Raw genomic sequence first — 15,606 nt, 5'->3', positions numbered from 1 at the left:
GAGTGAATCCTGTGGACACAGGCTAGGCACCCCGCCGGCCCTGCGCAAGCGGCGGGGTGGTGGCTATGCCGGTTGGAGTGGGGCCGGTTGGAGTGGGGCGCGGTTGGGGTGGGGCGCGGTTCCGGCCCCCACCCGATCCGTCACACCGGCAGCCCGGCGTCGTCCGGCAACCCCAGACGCGCCAGCACGCGCTTGCGGGCCTCGCCGCGTTCGACGTCGGAGATGTGCAGCAGGCCGCCGATCCGCCGCAGCAGGCTCGATTCCAGATCGTTCAGCACGCCGTCGGCGTAGGCGACCTCCCACAGCATCTCGATGATCCAGAGGCGGTGGCCGGGCGGGCAGCGGTCCATGATGACGCTGACGTAGCGGAGATAGGGCGAGACGTCCTCGGTGTCGAACACCGCGGCGGACAGCAGGTCCTGCGCCTCCTCCTCGCTCAGTTTGAAATGGCTGCGGACGACCGACAGGATGCGGTCGCGCTCCGCCTCGGAGATGGTGTCGTCGGTGCGCGCGGCCTCGACCATCAGGGCGGCGGCGGCGGCCTGCAGGGCATCCTCGCCCGGCTCGACGCCGTCGTCGCCCGTGAACAAGGACCGGATGCGGTTCAGCATGGTGGCTCCCCAGCAAGATTTCGGAACATCGTCCCTAGGGGAAGTCGCAAGCCGGCCCTTTTGTTTCAACGGCCCCCGAATTAACGCCTCACTGGATCAGCGCTTCACCACGAGAGTGGTCCATTCCCCGACCGGAATGCGCGCGACCAGACGCAGGCCCTGGTTGCGGTGGGCCTGGATGACGTGGCGTTCCTGCCGGTTCAGCAGGCCGGCAAGCACGGCATAACCGCCCTTCTTCAGGTGGCGGCGCAACTGCGGCGCCATGCGCGACAGCGGGCGGGCCAGGATATTGGCGGTGATCAGGGTGTAGGGCTTGTGCCGGCCGACGATACGGGTGTGATAGCCGTCGCCGCCCTGGGCGCGGATCATGCCCTTCTGACCGTTCAGCGCCGCGTTGATGCGGGTGACGCGCACCGCCTCCGGGTCGATGTCGACCGCCGTCACCGGCACGCGCCAGCGCTTGGCAACGGCCAGCGCCAGGATGCCCGAACCGCAGCCCATGTCGAGCGCGCCGCGTTTCCCGCCGCGCGGCAGCTTCAGGTGGCGCGACAGCCGGTCGAGCGCCTGGAGGCAGCCGTTGGTCGAGCCATGCTCGCCGGTGCCGAAGGCGGTCGCGGCATCGACCAGCAGCGGGATGCTGCCGGCCGGCACGATGCCCTCATGGTGGGAGCCGTGGACGAAGAAGCGCCCGGCGCGAATCGGCGGAAAGCCCTGGTAGCTGTGCGACACCCAGTCGATCGGCGGCAGGTTCTCGACAGCCAGCCGCGGCTCCTCGATGCCCAGGGCCTTGGCCAGCACAGCGACGCGGGACTGCAGCCGCGCCTCGTCCGGGGCGCCGTACAGGGTCGCCTCCACCAGCCAGTTGCCGCCTTCCTCCAGTTCGAAGGTCGACACCGCATCGGCATGGTCGCCCACCGCCTCGGCAAAGGCGGGCGCATGGGCTTCGGGAACGACCAGCGCGATGCGCCAGAGCGGGGTTTGCGACATGACAGGGGCTTTCCGACGACGACGCGAGAACAGAAGCCGCGTTTTTAGCATCAAGCCCGAAAGAGACCAAGGATTCCGGAGACCGTCCCGTTTCGATAAAAACCCTTACCGGCCGTCCTCCTAACGACCTGCCAGCCGGTCGGCGATGTCGTGCATGCCCTGGGCGCGCAGGACCGACTGGCGATGGCGCAGCAGGCGGCGCTCCAGCGCCTTTTCCATGGCCGTTCCGCCGAGCGTCGCACCGTCCGCCCCCTTCAACCGGTCGGCGAGGTCATGGGTCAGCACCGCTTCCACCTTGGCGTCGCGGCGGTCGAGCGGCTGGTCGCCGGCGATGCTCTGGCGCAGGCGCTCCAGCAGGACGGCCCGGCTCTGCGGCAGGCGGCCTTCCAGGGCAAGGCGGCAGACCCGGCGCAGCGAGGGGGCCATCGGCGCCAGTGCCGGGTCGGGATCGCGGTCGAACAGGGCGTCGGCAAGGGTGCCGAGCCCGGCATGGAGGCTCGGCTGCGCGCCCAGCAACTCCTTCACAGTGTCGGCGGATCCCATGATGTCGGCGATCACGCCGTCGAGCAGGACCAGATGCCGCGGCTCGACATCGTCGCCCGTCAGCGCCAGCAGCATGTCCAGCTTCCCGGCGAGCGGTCCGCCGGCCTCCAGATGCTGGGACAGCAGCATGAGGAACAGCGCGTCATGGCCCTCACGCCCGACCGCTCCGTCGATGGCGCGGCTGGTGCCCGGCAGGTCGGCGGCATCGAAGTGCGGCAGCCGGCGCCGCTCGGCCAGGGCATCGCGGGCGGCCCCGCTGACCGCCTCCACCAGCTGGCGCAATTCGCGGGCGCGGGCGGCGTGGGAAACGCCGTGGACATCGGCATGGTGGCGGGCGGCGGCATGGATGGCGGCCCCCAGCAGCGCGCCCTGCTCCTCCAGCCTGCGGAACAGCGGCCAGGAATGCAGCAGTTCGGTCGGGGTGATGCGCTGGGCGTCCAGATAGGGGCGCAGCAGCCGGCCGATCACCACCCGGCTTTCGAATCCGCGCAGGTCGTCCGGCGTGCGGCAGAAAGGCGCACCCTCCGCAGTGCCGCCCAGGGTCAGGCCCTTGCGCTGGGTCTGGGGCACCGTCTTGTGCAGGATCACCGTTTCCAGCGACAGGCCGGCGACGGTGCGGAACTTCACCACCTTCGCCTCTTCCACGCCCGTCGCCGCCAGTTGCGAGCGGGCGGCCGACAGCGCAGCCTCCTGGTCGGTATAGGCCCCCTCGATGCGCCAACGGCCTTCGCGGCGGCTCTGCACCTCGTAACTGACACTGCCCGTTCCGAACACGGTGGTTGGCCTCCGGCTCCGTTGCACCGCTGCGATCTTGGGCGGCTGCGGCCGCCGCGGCTGTGATGGCCGTCACAGTGCGGCAAGCCGTCCAGTGCCGTGTAACGGCATAGCGCGCCCTGCCGGCGGACGCAGCTTAGGATCAACCCGCCTTGTGACTCAGCTCGCCTTGTCGGCGGGCACGACGAAGCTGTCCATCACCTTCTTGCTGCCGGAATGGTCGAAGTCGATCTCCAGCTTGTCCTCCGACACGCCGACCACGGTGCCGTAGCCGAATTTCTGGTGGAAGACCCGCACGCCCTTGGCGAAGGGCGCATCGGGCCGCGGCCGCGGCGCCACCGCATAGGCGCCCTGGTCCAGCGTGATCGTCTTGGGCACCGGCGCCTGACGGGTGGAGCCGCGGAACTGGAAGCCGCCGCCGAAACCGCCCGCCGACCCGCCGGCCCCGTAAGCCCCTGCCCCGCCACCGAAACCGCCGCGCCCGCCGCTGCCGGCGAACAGGCCGTTGGCCGCCTCGGCCTCCACATTGTCCTGCGGGATCTCCTCGACGAAGCGGGACGGGACGGCGCTGACCCAGTTGCCGTAGAGCCGGCGGTTGGCGGCATGGCTGACATAGGCGCGGCGGCGCGCGCGGGTCAGGCCGACATAGGCCAGCCGCCGCTCCTCCTCCAGCCCGGCGATGCCGGTCTCGTCCAGCGCGCGCTGGTTGGGGAACACGCCCTCCTCCCAGCCCGGCAGGAAGACATGGTCGAACTCCAGCCCCTTGGCGCCGTGCAGGGTCATCACCGTGACCTGCTCGATGCCGGCGGCCTCGGCATTCTCCATCACCAGCGCGACGTGCTCCAGGAAGCCCGGCAGGTTCTCGAACTCCGCCATGGCGGTGATCAGTTCCTTCAGGTTCTCCAGCCGGCCGGGAGCCTCCGGCGTCTTGTCCTCCTGCAACATGCGGGTGTAGCCGGACTCGTCCAGGACGGTGCGGGCAAGCTCGGTGTGCGGCACCGTCGCCATCAGCGTCCGCCAGCGGAAGAAGTCCTGCAACAGCCCGCGCAGGGTGGCGCGCAGCTTCGGCTTCAGCTCGTCCGTCTCGGTCAGCGCCCAGCCGGCTTCGGTCAGCGACAGCCCCCGGGCGCGGGCGGCGGTGTAGAGGCTCTGCATCGCCGCCGGACCGACGCCGCGCTTGGGCAGATTGACGATGCGTTCGAAGGCCAGATCGTCGTCGCCGGAATTGACGACGCGGAAATAGGCCAGCGCATCGCGGATCTCCTGCCGCTCGTAGAAGCGCGGTCCGCCCAGCACCTTGTAGGGCAGGCCGAGCGTGATGAAGCGTTCTTCGAACTCGCGGGTCTGGAAGCCGGCGCGGACCAGCACGGCGATCTGCGCCAGGGAGGTGCCCTTGCGCTGGAGAGTCTCGATCTCCTCGCCGACCCAGCGCGCCTCCTCCTCGCCGTCCCACACCGCCTTGACCTTGACCCGCTCGCCGCCGTCGGCCTCGGTCCACAGCGTCTTGCCCAACCGGCCCTGGTTGTTGGCGATCAGACCGGAGGCCGCCGCCAGGATATGGCCGGTGGAGCGGTAGTTCTGCTCCAGCTTGACGATGGTGGCGCCGGGAAAATCGGTCTCGAAGCGCAGGATGTTGCCGATCTCGGCACCGCGCCAGGCGTAGATCGACTGATCCTCGTCGCCGACGCAGCAGATGTTCTTGTGCGCCTGAGACAGTATTCTAAGCCACAGATACTGCGCGACGTTGGTATCCTGATACTCGTCGACCAGCAGATATTTGAACTTGCGGTGATATTCCGCCAGCACGTCCGGATGGTTCTGGAAGATGGCGAGGTTGTGCAGCAGCAGATCGCCGAAATCGCAGGCGTTCAGGGTGCGCAGGCGCTCCTGATAGGCCCGGTAGATCGCCACCACACGGCCGCCCGCCACATCGCCGCCGTCGGCGTCGCCGAGCCGGTCGGGGGTTAGGCCGCGGTCCTTCCAGCGCTCGATGGCGCCCAGCACCTGACGGGGCGGCCACTTCTTGGAATCGATGTTCTCGGCTTGCAGCAGCTGCTTGATCAGGCGAACCTGATCGTCGGTGTCGAGGATGGTGAAGTTCGACTTCAACCCGACCAGCTCGGCATGGCGGCGCAGGATGCGGGCGGCCAGCGCATGGAAAGTGCCGAGCCACCAGCCCTCAGGCTCGATCCCCATCAGATGGCCGACACGCTCGCGCATCTCGCGGGCGGCCTTGTTGGTGAAGGTCACCGCCAGGATCTGGAAGGCGGCGGCGCGGCGCGTCATCAGCAGATGGGCCAGCCGGGTGGTCAGCACCCGCGTCTTGCCGGTTCCGGCGCCGGCCAGCACCAGGACCGGCCCATCCAGAGCCTCGACCGCCGCCCGCTGTGTCGGGTTGAGCCCGTCCAGATAGGCGAAGCGCTGCGCTGCCGCCGGAAAACCCGAAGCGGGACCGGCGGCGGGAGCGGCGTGGCTCAACGGATCATCATCATAAGCGTCTGACATGGCGTCCCGGCCTGGGGATGGACGAAAGGGAATGGACGGAAAAATCGGCTCGAACGTGCGAATGCTCTGTCGCGGCTGGAACGTATACAGCACAGAACGCCCCGGCACGACCCCCGTCGATGGCGGCATACCCCGCCCGGCGACGGAGAGCGGCCCGGCCACGCTTATGCCTAATGGCAAATTTCCGGGACATAGGACTCCAACCATCGGGCGATGACGTAGTTCTGCCCGGCCGAGGCCCTTCGTCGTTAAAGTCACCCGACACTATCGTTCAGTGTCCTTACGAAGTCACGGCATGACCGTTAACGATTTCCCCTTTTCTGTCACAGACAGTTATTCCACCCGACCAGGGCAAGCCGCATTATGTCCTCATCTTGTCTTATGCGGGCTTACGGCATATGTCCATTGCTCGACGCGAAATTTACCTAAGCGAAATTTTGCGCGGCGCAAATCGGGGGTATCTATGGATCACAAGGAGGCACCCCCGAACCCTGAGGGGGAGCGGACCGGACGCAGGAGCGGAAGGTCGGGGATGCCTCCGAAGCGCCACCCGGCGCGACTTTGATCGGAACGGAACAAAAGGCGGGCTTGGACCATGGATGCCATCAACGTTTTCCTCATCGATGCCAACAAGCTTTTCCGTGAGGGTATGAAGCGTCTGTTCGAAGGCACCCCCTTCAACGTCGTCGGCGAAGCCGGCAGCCTGCGCGAGGGCCTGTCGACGCTCGGCACCGGCCAGAACCCGGACCTGATCCTCATCGACCTGCCGAGCGGCGCCGACGAGGAAGTCGAAGCGATGCGCAGCCTGCGCGAGGCTCACCCGTCGATCCGGATCGTCATTCTGACCAACGATCTGGAAACCCGCCGCCTGTCGGCCGCGCTCGGCGCCGGTGCCGGCGGCTACCTGCTGAAGGACATCGCCTGCGAGGCGCTGATGCAGTCGCTGAAGCTGGTGATGATGGGCGAGAAGGTGTTCCCGACCCACCTCGCCGAGCTGCTGGTCAGCGGCCGCACCGAGGACATGGGCGCCGAGCTGCCGACCCGCCGCAAGGGCCTGTCGCAGCGTGAGGTGCAGATCCTGCGCTGCCTGCTGAACGGCAACAGCAACAAGATGATCGCCAACCACCTGAGCATCACGGAAGCCACCGTGAAGGTTCACCTGAAGAGCCTGCTGCGCAAGATCAACGCCTCCAACCGCACCCAGGCCGCCATCTGGGCGCTGAACAACGGCATCGGCGATCAGGCCGCCGAAACCGGCGTCGCCGCCACCGTCTGATTGCCGCCCGATCCGACGGATCGGCATACCGCTCTGCCGAATGGCCCCGCCCGCCTTCCGTCCCGGCCGTCCGCCCCTTCCATCCGGGGCAGGCGGCCGGCGGAGCGGGACGTTGCCTTTTGCAGCGCTCTTCCGTTTCCGCAGGCCGTCCGGGCAACCCGTGGCAAGCTCCCCGCCAGCCCCATGGCCGGTAAGGACGGCAGGCATAGAGGAAGCGGTCTAAGACCAAAAGCGAACTACAGCGTGAGAATGGACGTGCTTATGTGAACTGCGGGCCGATGACGCCATCCCGGTGTGAGATCGCCGCAACCTTCTGGAAATGCCCGCGATGAACGTGCTGATCGCCGACGATCACCTGCTGTTCCGAGACGGTCTGCGCCGACTGCTGGCGCAATTCGACGCCGACATGACGTTTTTCGAGGCAAGCACCTATGACGAGGTGAGGGCGCTGTGCGACGGCACCAGACCGTTCGACCTGATCCTGCTCGATCTGGGGATGCCCGGCTGGACCGGCTTCTCGGCGCTGGGCGACATTCATGTCAACCTGCCGAAGGCGCTTCTGGTGGTGGTGTCCGGGTCGGAAAAGCGGTCCGACCTGCTGGCGGCCCTGGAAAACGGCGCTGCCGGCTATATCCCGAAATCCTCCAGCGCCAAGGTCCTGCTGGGCGCCTTGCAGCTGGTGCTCGCCGGTGGAATCTATCTTCCCGAACAGGCCATCCGCGGCGCCGACCGTGTCGAACAGACGCATGGCGGCTATGGCGGGCACGGTTCCGGCGAGGCGATGGACGACAATGCCGGGATGGCCAATGCCAACGGCGACCAATTGACGCCACGTCAGCGCGATGTCCTCGCCCGGCTGCGCGACGGCAAGTCGAACAAGCAGATCGCCCATGAGCTGGGGCTGACAGAAGGCACGGTGAAGGTCCATGTCACCGCCATCCTGCGGCACCTCGGCGTCCGCAACCGCACCCAGGCAGCGCTGACCGCCCAGAGCCTGTAAGAAACTCCCTTACCGTTGCGCCCGCTCCACGGCGGAGACCAGCGCCAGCAGGGCGCCGCGCAGTTCGGTCGCATGGGTGCGCGGGCGGATGGCGGCGGCGTCGGACACGGCGACGACCGTCAGGGTGCGGCACCCCGTCAGCCCGCTTTCGAGCCGCGCGAACAGCCCGGCCGGGTCGCTGCCCTGAATTAGGATCACCGGCACCCGCACCGCCGGCAGTTCGGATTCAAGGTCCCCGAGATCGCCCGTCGGCATCGTCGGCAACGGCCGGCCGAAACAGGCGGTCAGCGCGTTCCAGCGCCGGCGCATCGGCGATTCGGCGCCGACATCGTCGACGATCATCACGCCGCCGACCTGTTCCGGGAAATCCAGCGCCGCGGCGATGGCGAGCGGCGCCGTCACCGCACCGGCGACCAGAACCGGCCGGCGCCCGCCACGCTCCACCAGCAGCGGGGAGAGCATCGCCGCTCCGGCGGCGGCCGGCACGGTCAGCCATTCCTGGCCCGCCGGAACATGGTCCAGCAGGCGCCACCACGCCCCCTTGCCGGGATGAAGGAAGATCACCCGCCGCCCGGACGGATCGCCGGCACGGTCGGCCGTGCGGTCTCCCGTCCAGGCAGCCCCCACCCCGTCCGCGGTCAGACCGTTCACCGGACAGCGGGCGGCGTCTGCCCGTCCGGCGCGGACGGTGGAAGGCTGGGTGTGAAAGAACACGGTCGGGTCCCCGATGGTGGCGTTCCGCGATGGGACCGTCCCACCGCCGAACCCAACCGTAACGAAGCCGAACCGAAGTCGTCCCGTTCGATAAATCGGGCAAAACCCTGAAAAGGGGCTAAAACCCCACCCTGCCCGCAAAAGGTTTCAGCCACCGTCGAAACACGACAAAAGCAAAGCAAATTCCATGACTTGCCGGCCGGTTCCCGGCCGCTTTCGATCACAGGCGGTCAGCCTGCCGATCACCGGCCGAGACAACTGCCGTGGCGACCGGTCAATGCAGCGTCACCTCCTCGCCTTCGAGGTCGGGTGCGACCGCCAGGGGACGGCGCAACTCGCCGACAAGGCTGCGCCACTCCGGCGCTCCACCCAGCTGTTGCAGCAACTGTGCGGTGAAGGCGAAGACCGCGGTTTCCAGCGGTCCGTTGTCCTCCGCATGGGCATTGACGGTCAGGCAGGATTCCGCTGCGCTCTCGAAGATGGCGGCGGCGGCGCTGGCACCCGGTCCGGGCTCCGGCAGCGGGACGGCCTGCGGCTTCTCTCCGCTAACGCGCAGGCGCGACAGGTTGTCGGCCAGCAGGCGGGTGCGGATGGCGTTGTCGACGGCGGCGGCCATGGTGTAGCCGGCCTCTTCCTCGACGGTGGCGCGCAGGATGCGCAGACCCGCGATCAGCCCGCGGACCACGTCGCCATTGCCGCCGCGCTTGACCGCGGCCGCGACGGCGGTGCCGAGGATGGCGGCGACCACCGGCGAGAGCGATTCGCCCTCGCCCGGCATGTTCGGCGCGTCGGCGCCGGCGTCGGTGTTCAAAGCCTCGTTCATGCGGCCTCCGATCCGTGTGATCCGGAAGGCGGCCCGCCGGCGGTGCTGCCGGCAAAGGGCCCGTCCGGATGCGTCGTCATGATGCCTGATTCGGATCTGTGGACCGTACGGATCCGGTTCAAGGCATGGATGGCATGAGGCTCTCCCTCTTTCGCGCCGCCGGACGGGGTGCCCCATCTTCGCATCTGCCGATATCTGTCCGGCCCACCTCTAGGCGCGCCGTATGACCATCCCCACATCTGCGGCGAAAGGGAGGGTTACGTGTCATGCCTCTGCTCAGTCTTCTCCTCAATCTGCTCTGGCTGGTCACGGGTGGCATCTGGATGGCGCTCGGCTGGCTGTTGGCCGCGGTCCTGATGGCCGTGTCCATCATCGGCCTGCCCTGGGCCAGGTCCGCCCTGACCATCGCCCATTACACCCTGCTCCCCTTTGGACAAACCGCCGTGCGCCGGGATGAGTTCCGCGGGCGCGAAGACATGGGCACCGGCGCGCTCGGCTTCATCGGCAACATCGTGTGGTTCGTGCTGGCCGGCTGGTGGCTGGCGCTCGGCCATCTGGTCGCGGCGGTGGGGCTCGCCATCACCATCATCGGCCTGCCCTTCGCCTGGGCGCATCTGAAGCTTGCGCTGCTGGCGCTGTGGCCGGTCGGAACCGAGATCGTGCCGTCGGAAGGCGTCGGCCGGGGGGTGACCGGCCGCATCTGATCCCCGCCTGCGGCATTTCCGACAATTTTATCGAAGCCGCACGGTCACCCGCATTCCGGTGCGCAGGAGTCCCATGCCTCCCCCGTACTGCCTCTTGTGAGGCTATCCGTTGGAGAGTGCCATGTCGGTATCCATGGTGAGTGCGTCGGCCGTCGGCCAGACCTATCAGCGGCCGCAAGGGCCAGGTAAAGAAATCCGCGAGGGCATCGACGGCCTGAAGAAGGCGGTGGAGTCCGGCGACATGACCGCCGTCCAGTCCGCCTACGACTCCCTGTCGAAGCTGCAGTCCGACAAGCAGGGCAGCAGCAGCGGGTCAAGCACCAGCGCCAGCACCGGTAAGGACCCGCTGTCGAAGCTGCTGTCCAGCGTGGGAGAGGCGCTGAAAAGCGGTGACATCGGTCAGGTCCAGCAGGCGATGTCCAAGAACGGCCCGCCCAGCGGCGGTCCCGGCGGCGCCGGCGGCCCACCGCCGAACGGCCCGCCGCCGGGCGACGAGGGCGGGTCGGACGAGCTGCGCAGCACCGTCGGCAGCCTCGCCCAGTCCCTGCAGTCCGGCGACGTGTCGGGCGCGCAGGATTCGCTGTCGGCTCTGTCGGATATGCTGAAGAGCGCCGCCGACAGCGACAGCGGGGACGACAGTGGCAGCGACAGCAGCTCCACCGACTTCCTGGGCACCCTGAAGAAGAATCTCAGCAGCCTGAGCAGTTCGCTCAGCTCCGGCGACCTCTCCGGCGCGCAGAGCCTGTTCGCCAGCCTGACGCCGCGCGGCTCGCAGGGTGTCGACATCACCGCCTGACCGGCTGGATCACGACAGGGCGGCGGCGGTCTCCGGTTCCGTCGCCTGCCCGGCCTTTTCCCGCGCCTTCATCGCTTTCAACATGACCGAAGCGCGCCAGAACCCCAGCCCGGCCCCATCGACGAAATGCACATGACGGTCGGCCGTCACGTCGCCGACCAGACAGGTGACGGTGGTCGCATCGGCCCGCGCGGTGCCGTAGCGGATCAAGCCGGCCTGCGCCGCCCGGGCCAGCAACGCCTCTATGGCATCGGCCTCGCCCTCCGTCACGTCCAGCACCAGCCGCGGCCCGCCGGCCGATTTGCGGAAATCGGTGCGCTCCGCCATGTGGCGGCGGTAGCGCTGCGGATCGAAGCTGCCGAGCGACAGGCCCAGCCTCAGCAGCAGGACCAGCAGTCCCGACCCGGCCAGCGCCTTGCCCACCCGGCGGACGCGCGTGCCCAGACTTGGCCCGAGACCGGCATCATCCCGGCCGCCGCGCACCTCCATCAGCAGGGAACGCCAGTCCGGCGGCCAGCGCGCCTCCAGCCGTTCCCCCACTCCCAGCGGGGCGGCGCCGGCGGTGGGCACGATGGCCTCGATGGCGCGCTGGACACGGGCAAGCTCCAGCAGCCCCGCGGCCCCCGGATCGACCGCATCGACGATCACGCACAGCACGGTTCCGCGCCGCGGCGGCACCGGGTTCCAGCGGCAGGAGACCGACTCCAGCCCAGGCAACGGCCCCTGCTGCGGCGGCAGGCGCCAGCGCGCATCCTCCTTCACCCAGGCATCGGCCGCCACCACCCCGGCACCCAGAAACAGGCCGAAGCTGTTGCCGTTGCCGACATCGTGCAGCGCCGCCATCACCTCCAGCCCCTGGTCGAGCAGAGCCTGCACCGGCACCAGCCCGACGCGCAGCGGCACGTCCATCACCTCCGCCGACCAGTGGGCGAGCGCGGACAGCGCCGCCCGCGCCCCGTCCTCCCGCCCCGGCGGCACCGCGGCGATGGCGCCGTCGCCGCCGAACTGGCAGGCGGCAGGCTCCTGCCCGATGCGCACCGCGTCGGACAGCACCGCGACCACCCCGGCGGCGACGAAATTCACGTCGCGATGGCGTCCCTGCGTGGCCAGCAGCGTGCTGCCGGTGACGTCGGCAACCGCCAGCGACCAGCCGCCGTCGAGCGCAGCATAGCGCCGGGGATCCGACGCCTCCGCGGCGAAATCGCGGATCATCGGCAACAGAGGCATGGCGGTTCCCCCAACAGGCGGCAACGGGACGAGGTCGAAGCCTAGCATGACCGCAGCCGAAGCGGCAGGGAGGAGGAACCCCGAAAGTCACAGCCCGGTCAGCGAAGCCGGCATCGTCAATGCGCGGTCCCGGCACGGAAATTACCGGGCCGTAACGAATGCTTACGTCATTAACCGTTGTTAAACGATGTGCCCCCAAAACTGTCTGAATATGTCGGTATGGTTTCAGGGTTTCGGAACAAGAGGACGTCGCTCTTCATGTCTTGGCTGTCGAAATTCTCTGGAGGCAACAAGGAGTCGGGCGGCGCCAAGTCCGCGGCCGAGCCGCGCAAGGAGCGCCCCTCCACCCCGCCGAAGATCGTCATCGACCATCACGAATATGTGCCGGAGGAGTTCGTCATCGGCTCTTTCCGCATCCGCCCCTATGACGGCGACCTGATCGCCAAGCAGAAGTTCGATTTCCGCCTGCAGTTCGACCTTGGCGGCGATCCGGTGGATGTTTCCTGCATGGGCATGGTGGTGAAGATGACGGCGGAAGCCGGCCTCGTCGCCCGCTACCAGCCGCCGCAGCCCTTCTACGAGCGCAAGCTGGTCGAATACATGAAGGCCCTGAAGGGTCTGTAAGCGCGAATAGCTGCCTGATGATGGTGGTGTCGGCCGACGGTCGGCACTATATCTATGGGCATGCCGATCCGTCTGCTCCCTGAAACACTGGTCAACCGCATCGCTGCCGGCGAGGTGGTCGAACGTCCCGCCGCCGCCGTGAAGGAGTTGGTGGAGAACGCCATCGACGCCGGCGCCACCCGCATCGACGTGGTGGCGCGCGACGGCGGCAAGTCGCTGATCGCCGTCACCGACGACGGCTGCGGCATGACGCCGGACGAGCTTGTGCTGGCGGTCGAACGCCATGCCACCTCCAAGCTGCCGGGCGACGATCTGCTCGACATCCGCTCTCTCGGCTTCCGCGGGGAAGCGCTGCCGTCCATCGGCGCCGTCAGCTGCCTGACCATCACCAGCCGCGCCCGCGACGCCGACAGCGCCTGGAGCCTGACGGTCGATGCCGGCGCCAAGGGCCAGCCGCAGCCGGCGGCGCTGGCCCAGGGCACGCGGATCGAGGTGCGCGACCTGTTCGCCGCCGTGCCGGCCCGGCTGAAATTCCTGAAAGCCTCGCGCACCGAATACGACCACATCGCCGATTGCCTGGAACGGCTGGCGATGGCCCATCCCGGCGTCGCCTTCACGCTCAGCGACGGCGGGCGCGGCGGCCTGCGGCTGAGTGCGGCGCAGGGCGACCTGCTGGACGCCCGGCTGACCCGGCTGGGTGCCTTGATGGGCCGCGATTTCCAGGAGAATGCCGTCCCGGTGACGGCGGTGCGCGAGGGGGTGTCGCTGGCCGGCTGGATCGGTTTGCCGACCCTGCACCGCCCGACCGCCAAGCACCAGCATCTGTTCGTCAACGGCCGGCCGGTGCGCGACAAGCTGATGGTGGGGGCGGTGCGCGCCGCCTATGCCGATTTCCTGCCGCGCGACCGCCACCCGATGCTGGCGCTGTTCCTCGACATCGACCCGCAGGAGGTCGACGTGAACGTCCACCCGGCCAAGGCCGAGGTGCGCTTCCGCGATCAGGGTCTGGTGCGCGGCCTGATCGTCGGCTCGCTGAAGCACGCGCTGGCCGAGGCCGGCCACCGTGCGTCGACCACCGTCGGCCTCGCCACGCTGGGCGCCCTGCGGCCGGAACCTGCCGGGGACACCGACAGCGGCTTCACCCCCTCCCCCCTGCCCTACGGCCGCGGGTCGGGCGGTGGCACAGGGAGCAGTTGGGGCGGTTCCTACACGCCCACATCCGTCCCGCGCGGTCTGGCGGAGCGCTCCGCCGCCTTCCAGGCACCGACCCAGACGGGGCTGCCGCCATTGCAAGGCCGCCTCAGCGGCTTCGGCAACGGCTTCGCCCCGGCAGCCCGCCCGCCGGAATACCGCGCCCCCGACCCGGCCGCACACAAACCCGAACCGCCGCCCGACAGCCACCCGCTGGGGGCGGCGCGGGCGCAGGTCCACACCACCTACATCGTGGCTCAGACCCGCGAGGGCATCGTCATCGTCGACCAGCACGCCGCCCATGAACGGCTGGTCTACGAGCGGATGAAGACCGCGCTGCTGGAAGGCGGGGTGAAGCGTCAGGCCCTGCTGATCCCCGAACTGATCGAGCTGGACGAACCGTCCGCCAACCGCCTGCTCGGCCGCAGCGCCGAACTGGCCGAACTCGGTCTGGTGATCGAGGGTTTCGGCCACGGCTGCGTCATGGTGCGCGAGGTGCCCGCCCTGCTCGGCCAGTCGGATGTGAAGAACCTGATCCGCGACCTTGCCGAGGAACTGTCCGAACTGGGCGACGCCCTGTCTCTGAAGGAACGGCTGGAGGAGGTTTGCGCGACGATGGCCTGCCACGGCAGCGTCCGCGCCGGCCGCAGCTTGAGCGTCGACGAGATGAACGCCCTGCTGCGCCAGATGGAGGCGACCCCGCACAGCGGGCAGTGCAACCACGGCCGGCCGACCTATGTGGAGCTGAAGCTGGCGGACATCGAGAGATTGTTCGGGAGGCGGTAGACCGGCAGTTCCGCTGCCAGTTCCGGTTGCCGGGCCTCACCCCTTCAGAATCATCGCGATCATGATGGCGGCAAAGCTGACGATGGCGACCGAGCCGACGATGATGCTGGCGAGCATCTGCGCCGAGATGTAGGAGCCGGCGACAGTCCCGGCGATCCGCGCCATCCCGTCGCGGTCCCCCTTCGCGTTCGCACCAGGGTGTCCGCAGGACGGGCAGGACGGAGCTTCGGTGGAGATCGTGTGGCCGCAGGCGGCGCAGGGGATCAGAGCCATTCCGTTCCTTCCCATGTCTTGTCTTGCCGGGCTTGATTTGCCCTTGCCGAAGACATGGGAGAGGTAATGGAAGATTGCAGCCCCCTGCGCCGGACAACCTACCGGAGAGATATCCCGGCCGCGCTCAGTACCCCACCGTGAAGCGCTTGCGCTCGTGCTTCGGCGTCTCGATCTCGTCGACCAGCGCCACGGCGAAGTCCTCGTAGGAAATCCAGCTGCGGCCGGTCTCGTCCGCCAGCAGCGAGTCGGAGCCAATGCGGAACTTGCCCGTCCGCTCGCCCAGCACGAATTCGGCCGACGGCGACAGGAAGGTCCAGTTCAGGGTCGGCTCGGCCTTCAGGCGGTCGAGGAACTCGGCGCCCTTGGTGGCCTCGGCCTTGTAGATCTCGGGGAATTCCGGCAGGTCGAGAACGCGCACGCCCGGTGCCACCTCCAGGCTGCCGGCGCCGCCGACCACCAGATAGCGCGGCACGCCGGCACGCTTCGCCGCACCGATCAGCGTCTCGGCATCGCTCATCAGGAACATGACGGCGCTGACCACCGCATCATGGCCGGCCAGCAGCGGAGCCAGCGTCTCGCCGTCGTTGGCGTCGCCGGCCTTCACCGTCAGGCCAGGGGCGGCAGCCACCTTGGCCGGGTCACGGACGATGGCGGTGACGCTGTGGCCGCGGCGGAGCAGTTCGGCCTGGATGCGGCTGCCGGCGCGGCCGGCGGCACCGATGATGGCGACGTTCATGACGGGTGTCCTCCAACTAGGTTTCCAATGGTGACT

The 15,606-nt window shown here is 68.5% G+C and carries 15 protein-coding genes; 6 read left to right on the top strand and 9 right to left on the bottom strand.

All coding sequences use genetic code 11. The features are described 5' to 3' along the window. Window positions 1-140: 140 nt before the first annotated feature. The 4 genes from ABNQ40_RS21280 to ABNQ40_RS21265 all read right to left on the bottom strand — a co-directional run bounded on the left by ABNQ40_RS21280 (window position 141) and on the right by ABNQ40_RS21265 (window position 5,420). On the bottom strand, window positions 141-611 hold the full coding sequence (locus tag ABNQ40_RS21280; protein ID WP_098739485.1) for a TerB family tellurite resistance protein: 471 nt from the start codon (window positions 609-611) through the stop codon (window positions 141-143). 96 nt (window positions 612-707) lie between these two features. Continuing rightward, entirely contained in the window at window positions 708-1,598 is an 891-nt protein-coding gene (locus tag ABNQ40_RS21275; protein ID WP_109050318.1) for a 50S ribosomal protein L11 methyltransferase, read from the bottom strand. A 120-nt stretch (window positions 1,599-1,718) separates the two neighbouring features. Beyond that, window positions 1,719-2,915, bottom strand: coding sequence for a hypothetical protein (locus tag ABNQ40_RS21270; RefSeq protein WP_391348809.1), 1,197 nt, complete (start codon window positions 2,913-2,915; stop codon window positions 1,719-1,721). Window positions 2,916-3,074: 159 nt separating this feature from the next. Continuing rightward, window positions 3,075-5,420 (bottom strand): ATP-dependent helicase, encoded by a 2,346-nt coding sequence (locus tag ABNQ40_RS21265; protein ID WP_391348807.1) that lies wholly within the window; start codon window positions 5,418-5,420, stop codon window positions 3,075-3,077. Between the two features lie 595 nt (window positions 5,421-6,015). Between ABNQ40_RS21265 and ABNQ40_RS21260 the strand changes: the two genes are divergently transcribed. Both ABNQ40_RS21260 and ABNQ40_RS21255 read left to right on the top strand, forming a co-directional pair. After that, window positions 6,016-6,696: a LuxR C-terminal-related transcriptional regulator gene (locus ABNQ40_RS21260; protein ID WP_376956509.1), complete on the top strand. Its 681-nt coding sequence runs from the start codon at window positions 6,016-6,018 to the stop codon at window positions 6,694-6,696. Window positions 6,697-7,024: 328 nt separating this feature from the next. Beyond that, entirely contained in the window at window positions 7,025-7,696 is a 672-nt protein-coding gene (locus tag ABNQ40_RS21255) for a LuxR C-terminal-related transcriptional regulator (protein WP_391348806.1), read from the top strand. A 9-nt stretch (window positions 7,697-7,705) separates the two neighbouring features. Here ABNQ40_RS21255 and ABNQ40_RS21250 read toward each other — a convergent pair whose 3' ends face one another. Both ABNQ40_RS21250 and ABNQ40_RS21245 read right to left on the bottom strand, forming a co-directional pair. Then, window positions 7,706-8,410 (bottom strand): alpha/beta fold hydrolase, encoded by a 705-nt coding sequence (locus tag ABNQ40_RS21250; RefSeq protein ID WP_391348804.1) that lies wholly within the window; start codon window positions 8,408-8,410, stop codon window positions 7,706-7,708. A 274-nt stretch (window positions 8,411-8,684) separates the two neighbouring features. Beyond that, window positions 8,685-9,233, bottom strand: a complete 549-nt coding sequence (locus tag ABNQ40_RS21245; protein ID WP_391348802.1) for a hypothetical protein — start codon at window positions 9,231-9,233, stop codon at window positions 8,685-8,687. A 266-nt stretch (window positions 9,234-9,499) separates the two neighbouring features. Between ABNQ40_RS21245 and ABNQ40_RS21240 the strand changes: the two genes are divergently transcribed. Together ABNQ40_RS21240 and ABNQ40_RS21235 are read left to right on the top strand one after the other, a co-directional pair. Further along, window positions 9,500-9,937 (top strand): YccF domain-containing protein, encoded by a 438-nt coding sequence (locus ABNQ40_RS21240; protein ID WP_109052173.1) that lies wholly within the window; start codon window positions 9,500-9,502, stop codon window positions 9,935-9,937. Between the two features lie 121 nt (window positions 9,938-10,058). Then, the gene (locus ABNQ40_RS21235; protein ID WP_109052172.1) at window positions 10,059-10,733 is read left to right on the top strand and encodes a hypothetical protein; all 675 of its coding nucleotides are present in this window, start codon (window positions 10,059-10,061) and stop codon (window positions 10,731-10,733) included. A 9-nt stretch (window positions 10,734-10,742) separates the two neighbouring features. Here the strand turns inward: ABNQ40_RS21235 and ABNQ40_RS21230 are convergent, their stop codons facing one another. Continuing rightward, a complete protein-coding gene (locus tag ABNQ40_RS21230) occupies window positions 10,743-11,960 on the bottom strand; it encodes a DUF3095 family protein (protein ID WP_109052171.1) in 1,218 nt (405 codons plus the stop codon). 258 nt (window positions 11,961-12,218) lie between these two features. Here ABNQ40_RS21230 and ABNQ40_RS21225 point away from each other — a divergent pair, with 258 nt between their 5' ends. Continuing rightward, window positions 12,219-12,584: a hypothetical protein gene (locus ABNQ40_RS21225; protein WP_109052170.1), complete on the top strand. Its 366-nt coding sequence runs from the start codon at window positions 12,219-12,221 to the stop codon at window positions 12,582-12,584. 60 nt (window positions 12,585-12,644) lie between these two features. Next, window positions 12,645-14,561, top strand: coding sequence for a DNA mismatch repair endonuclease MutL (gene mutL / locus ABNQ40_RS21220; protein ID WP_109491203.1), 1,917 nt, complete (start codon window positions 12,645-12,647; stop codon window positions 14,559-14,561). 36 nt (window positions 14,562-14,597) lie between these two features. Here the strand turns inward: mutL and ABNQ40_RS21215 are convergent, their stop codons facing one another. Beyond that, window positions 14,598-14,834: a hypothetical protein gene (locus tag ABNQ40_RS21215; protein WP_109052169.1), complete on the bottom strand. Its 237-nt coding sequence runs from the start codon at window positions 14,832-14,834 to the stop codon at window positions 14,598-14,600. Between the two features lie 124 nt (window positions 14,835-14,958). After that, complete coding sequence (locus ABNQ40_RS21210) at window positions 14,959-15,570, bottom strand: NAD(P)-dependent oxidoreductase (protein WP_109052168.1); 612 nt, start codon at window positions 15,568-15,570, stop codon at window positions 14,959-14,961. Window positions 15,571-15,606: the final 36 nt, after the last annotated feature.

The sequence above is a fragment of the Azospirillum sp. A23 genome, from assembly GCF_042938965.1.
GTDB lineage: Bacteria > Pseudomonadota > Alphaproteobacteria > Azospirillales > Azospirillaceae > Azospirillum > Azospirillum melinis.
This window is presented reverse-complemented; position numbering and strand designations above follow the sequence as displayed.

Excerpts from the sequence above, each read along its gene's own strand:
- ABNQ40_RS21275 (WP_109050318.1), bottom strand. The coding sequence starts at position 1,598 with ATGTCGCAAACCCCGCTCTGGCGCATCGCGCTGGTCGTTCCCGAAGCC.
- ABNQ40_RS21260 (WP_376956509.1), top strand. The coding sequence starts at position 6,016 with ATGGATGCCATCAACGTTTTCCTCATCGATGCCAACAAGCTTTTCCGT.
- ABNQ40_RS21240 (WP_109052173.1), top strand. The coding sequence starts at position 9,500 with ATGCCTCTGCTCAGTCTTCTCCTCAATCTGCTCTGGCTGGTCACGGGT.
- ABNQ40_RS21235 (WP_109052172.1), top strand. The coding sequence starts at position 10,059 with ATGTCGGTATCCATGGTGAGTGCGTCGGCCGTCGGCCAGACCTATCAG.
- ABNQ40_RS21230 (WP_109052171.1), bottom strand. The coding sequence starts at position 11,960 with ATGCCTCTGTTGCCGATGATCCGCGATTTCGCCGCGGAGGCGTCGGAT.
- mutL (WP_109491203.1), top strand. The coding sequence starts at position 12,645 with ATGCCGATCCGTCTGCTCCCTGAAACACTGGTCAACCGCATCGCTGCC.
- ABNQ40_RS21280 (WP_098739485.1), bottom strand. The coding sequence starts at position 611 with ATGCTGAACCGCATCCGGTCCTTGTTCACGGGCGACGACGGCGTCGAG.
- ABNQ40_RS21215 (WP_109052169.1), bottom strand. The coding sequence starts at position 14,834 with ATGGCTCTGATCCCCTGCGCCGCCTGCGGCCACACGATCTCCACCGAA.
- ABNQ40_RS21225 (WP_109052170.1), top strand. The coding sequence starts at position 12,219 with ATGTCTTGGCTGTCGAAATTCTCTGGAGGCAACAAGGAGTCGGGCGGC.
- ABNQ40_RS21265 (WP_391348807.1), bottom strand. The coding sequence starts at position 5,420 with ATGTCAGACGCTTATGATGATGATCCGTTGAGCCACGCCGCTCCCGCC.
- ABNQ40_RS21245 (WP_391348802.1), bottom strand. The coding sequence starts at position 9,233 with ATGAACGAGGCTTTGAACACCGACGCCGGCGCCGACGCGCCGAACATG.
- ABNQ40_RS21255 (WP_391348806.1), top strand. The coding sequence starts at position 7,025 with ATGAACGTGCTGATCGCCGACGATCACCTGCTGTTCCGAGACGGTCTG.
- ABNQ40_RS21210 (WP_109052168.1), bottom strand. The coding sequence starts at position 15,570 with ATGAACGTCGCCATCATCGGTGCCGCCGGCCGCGCCGGCAGCCGCATC.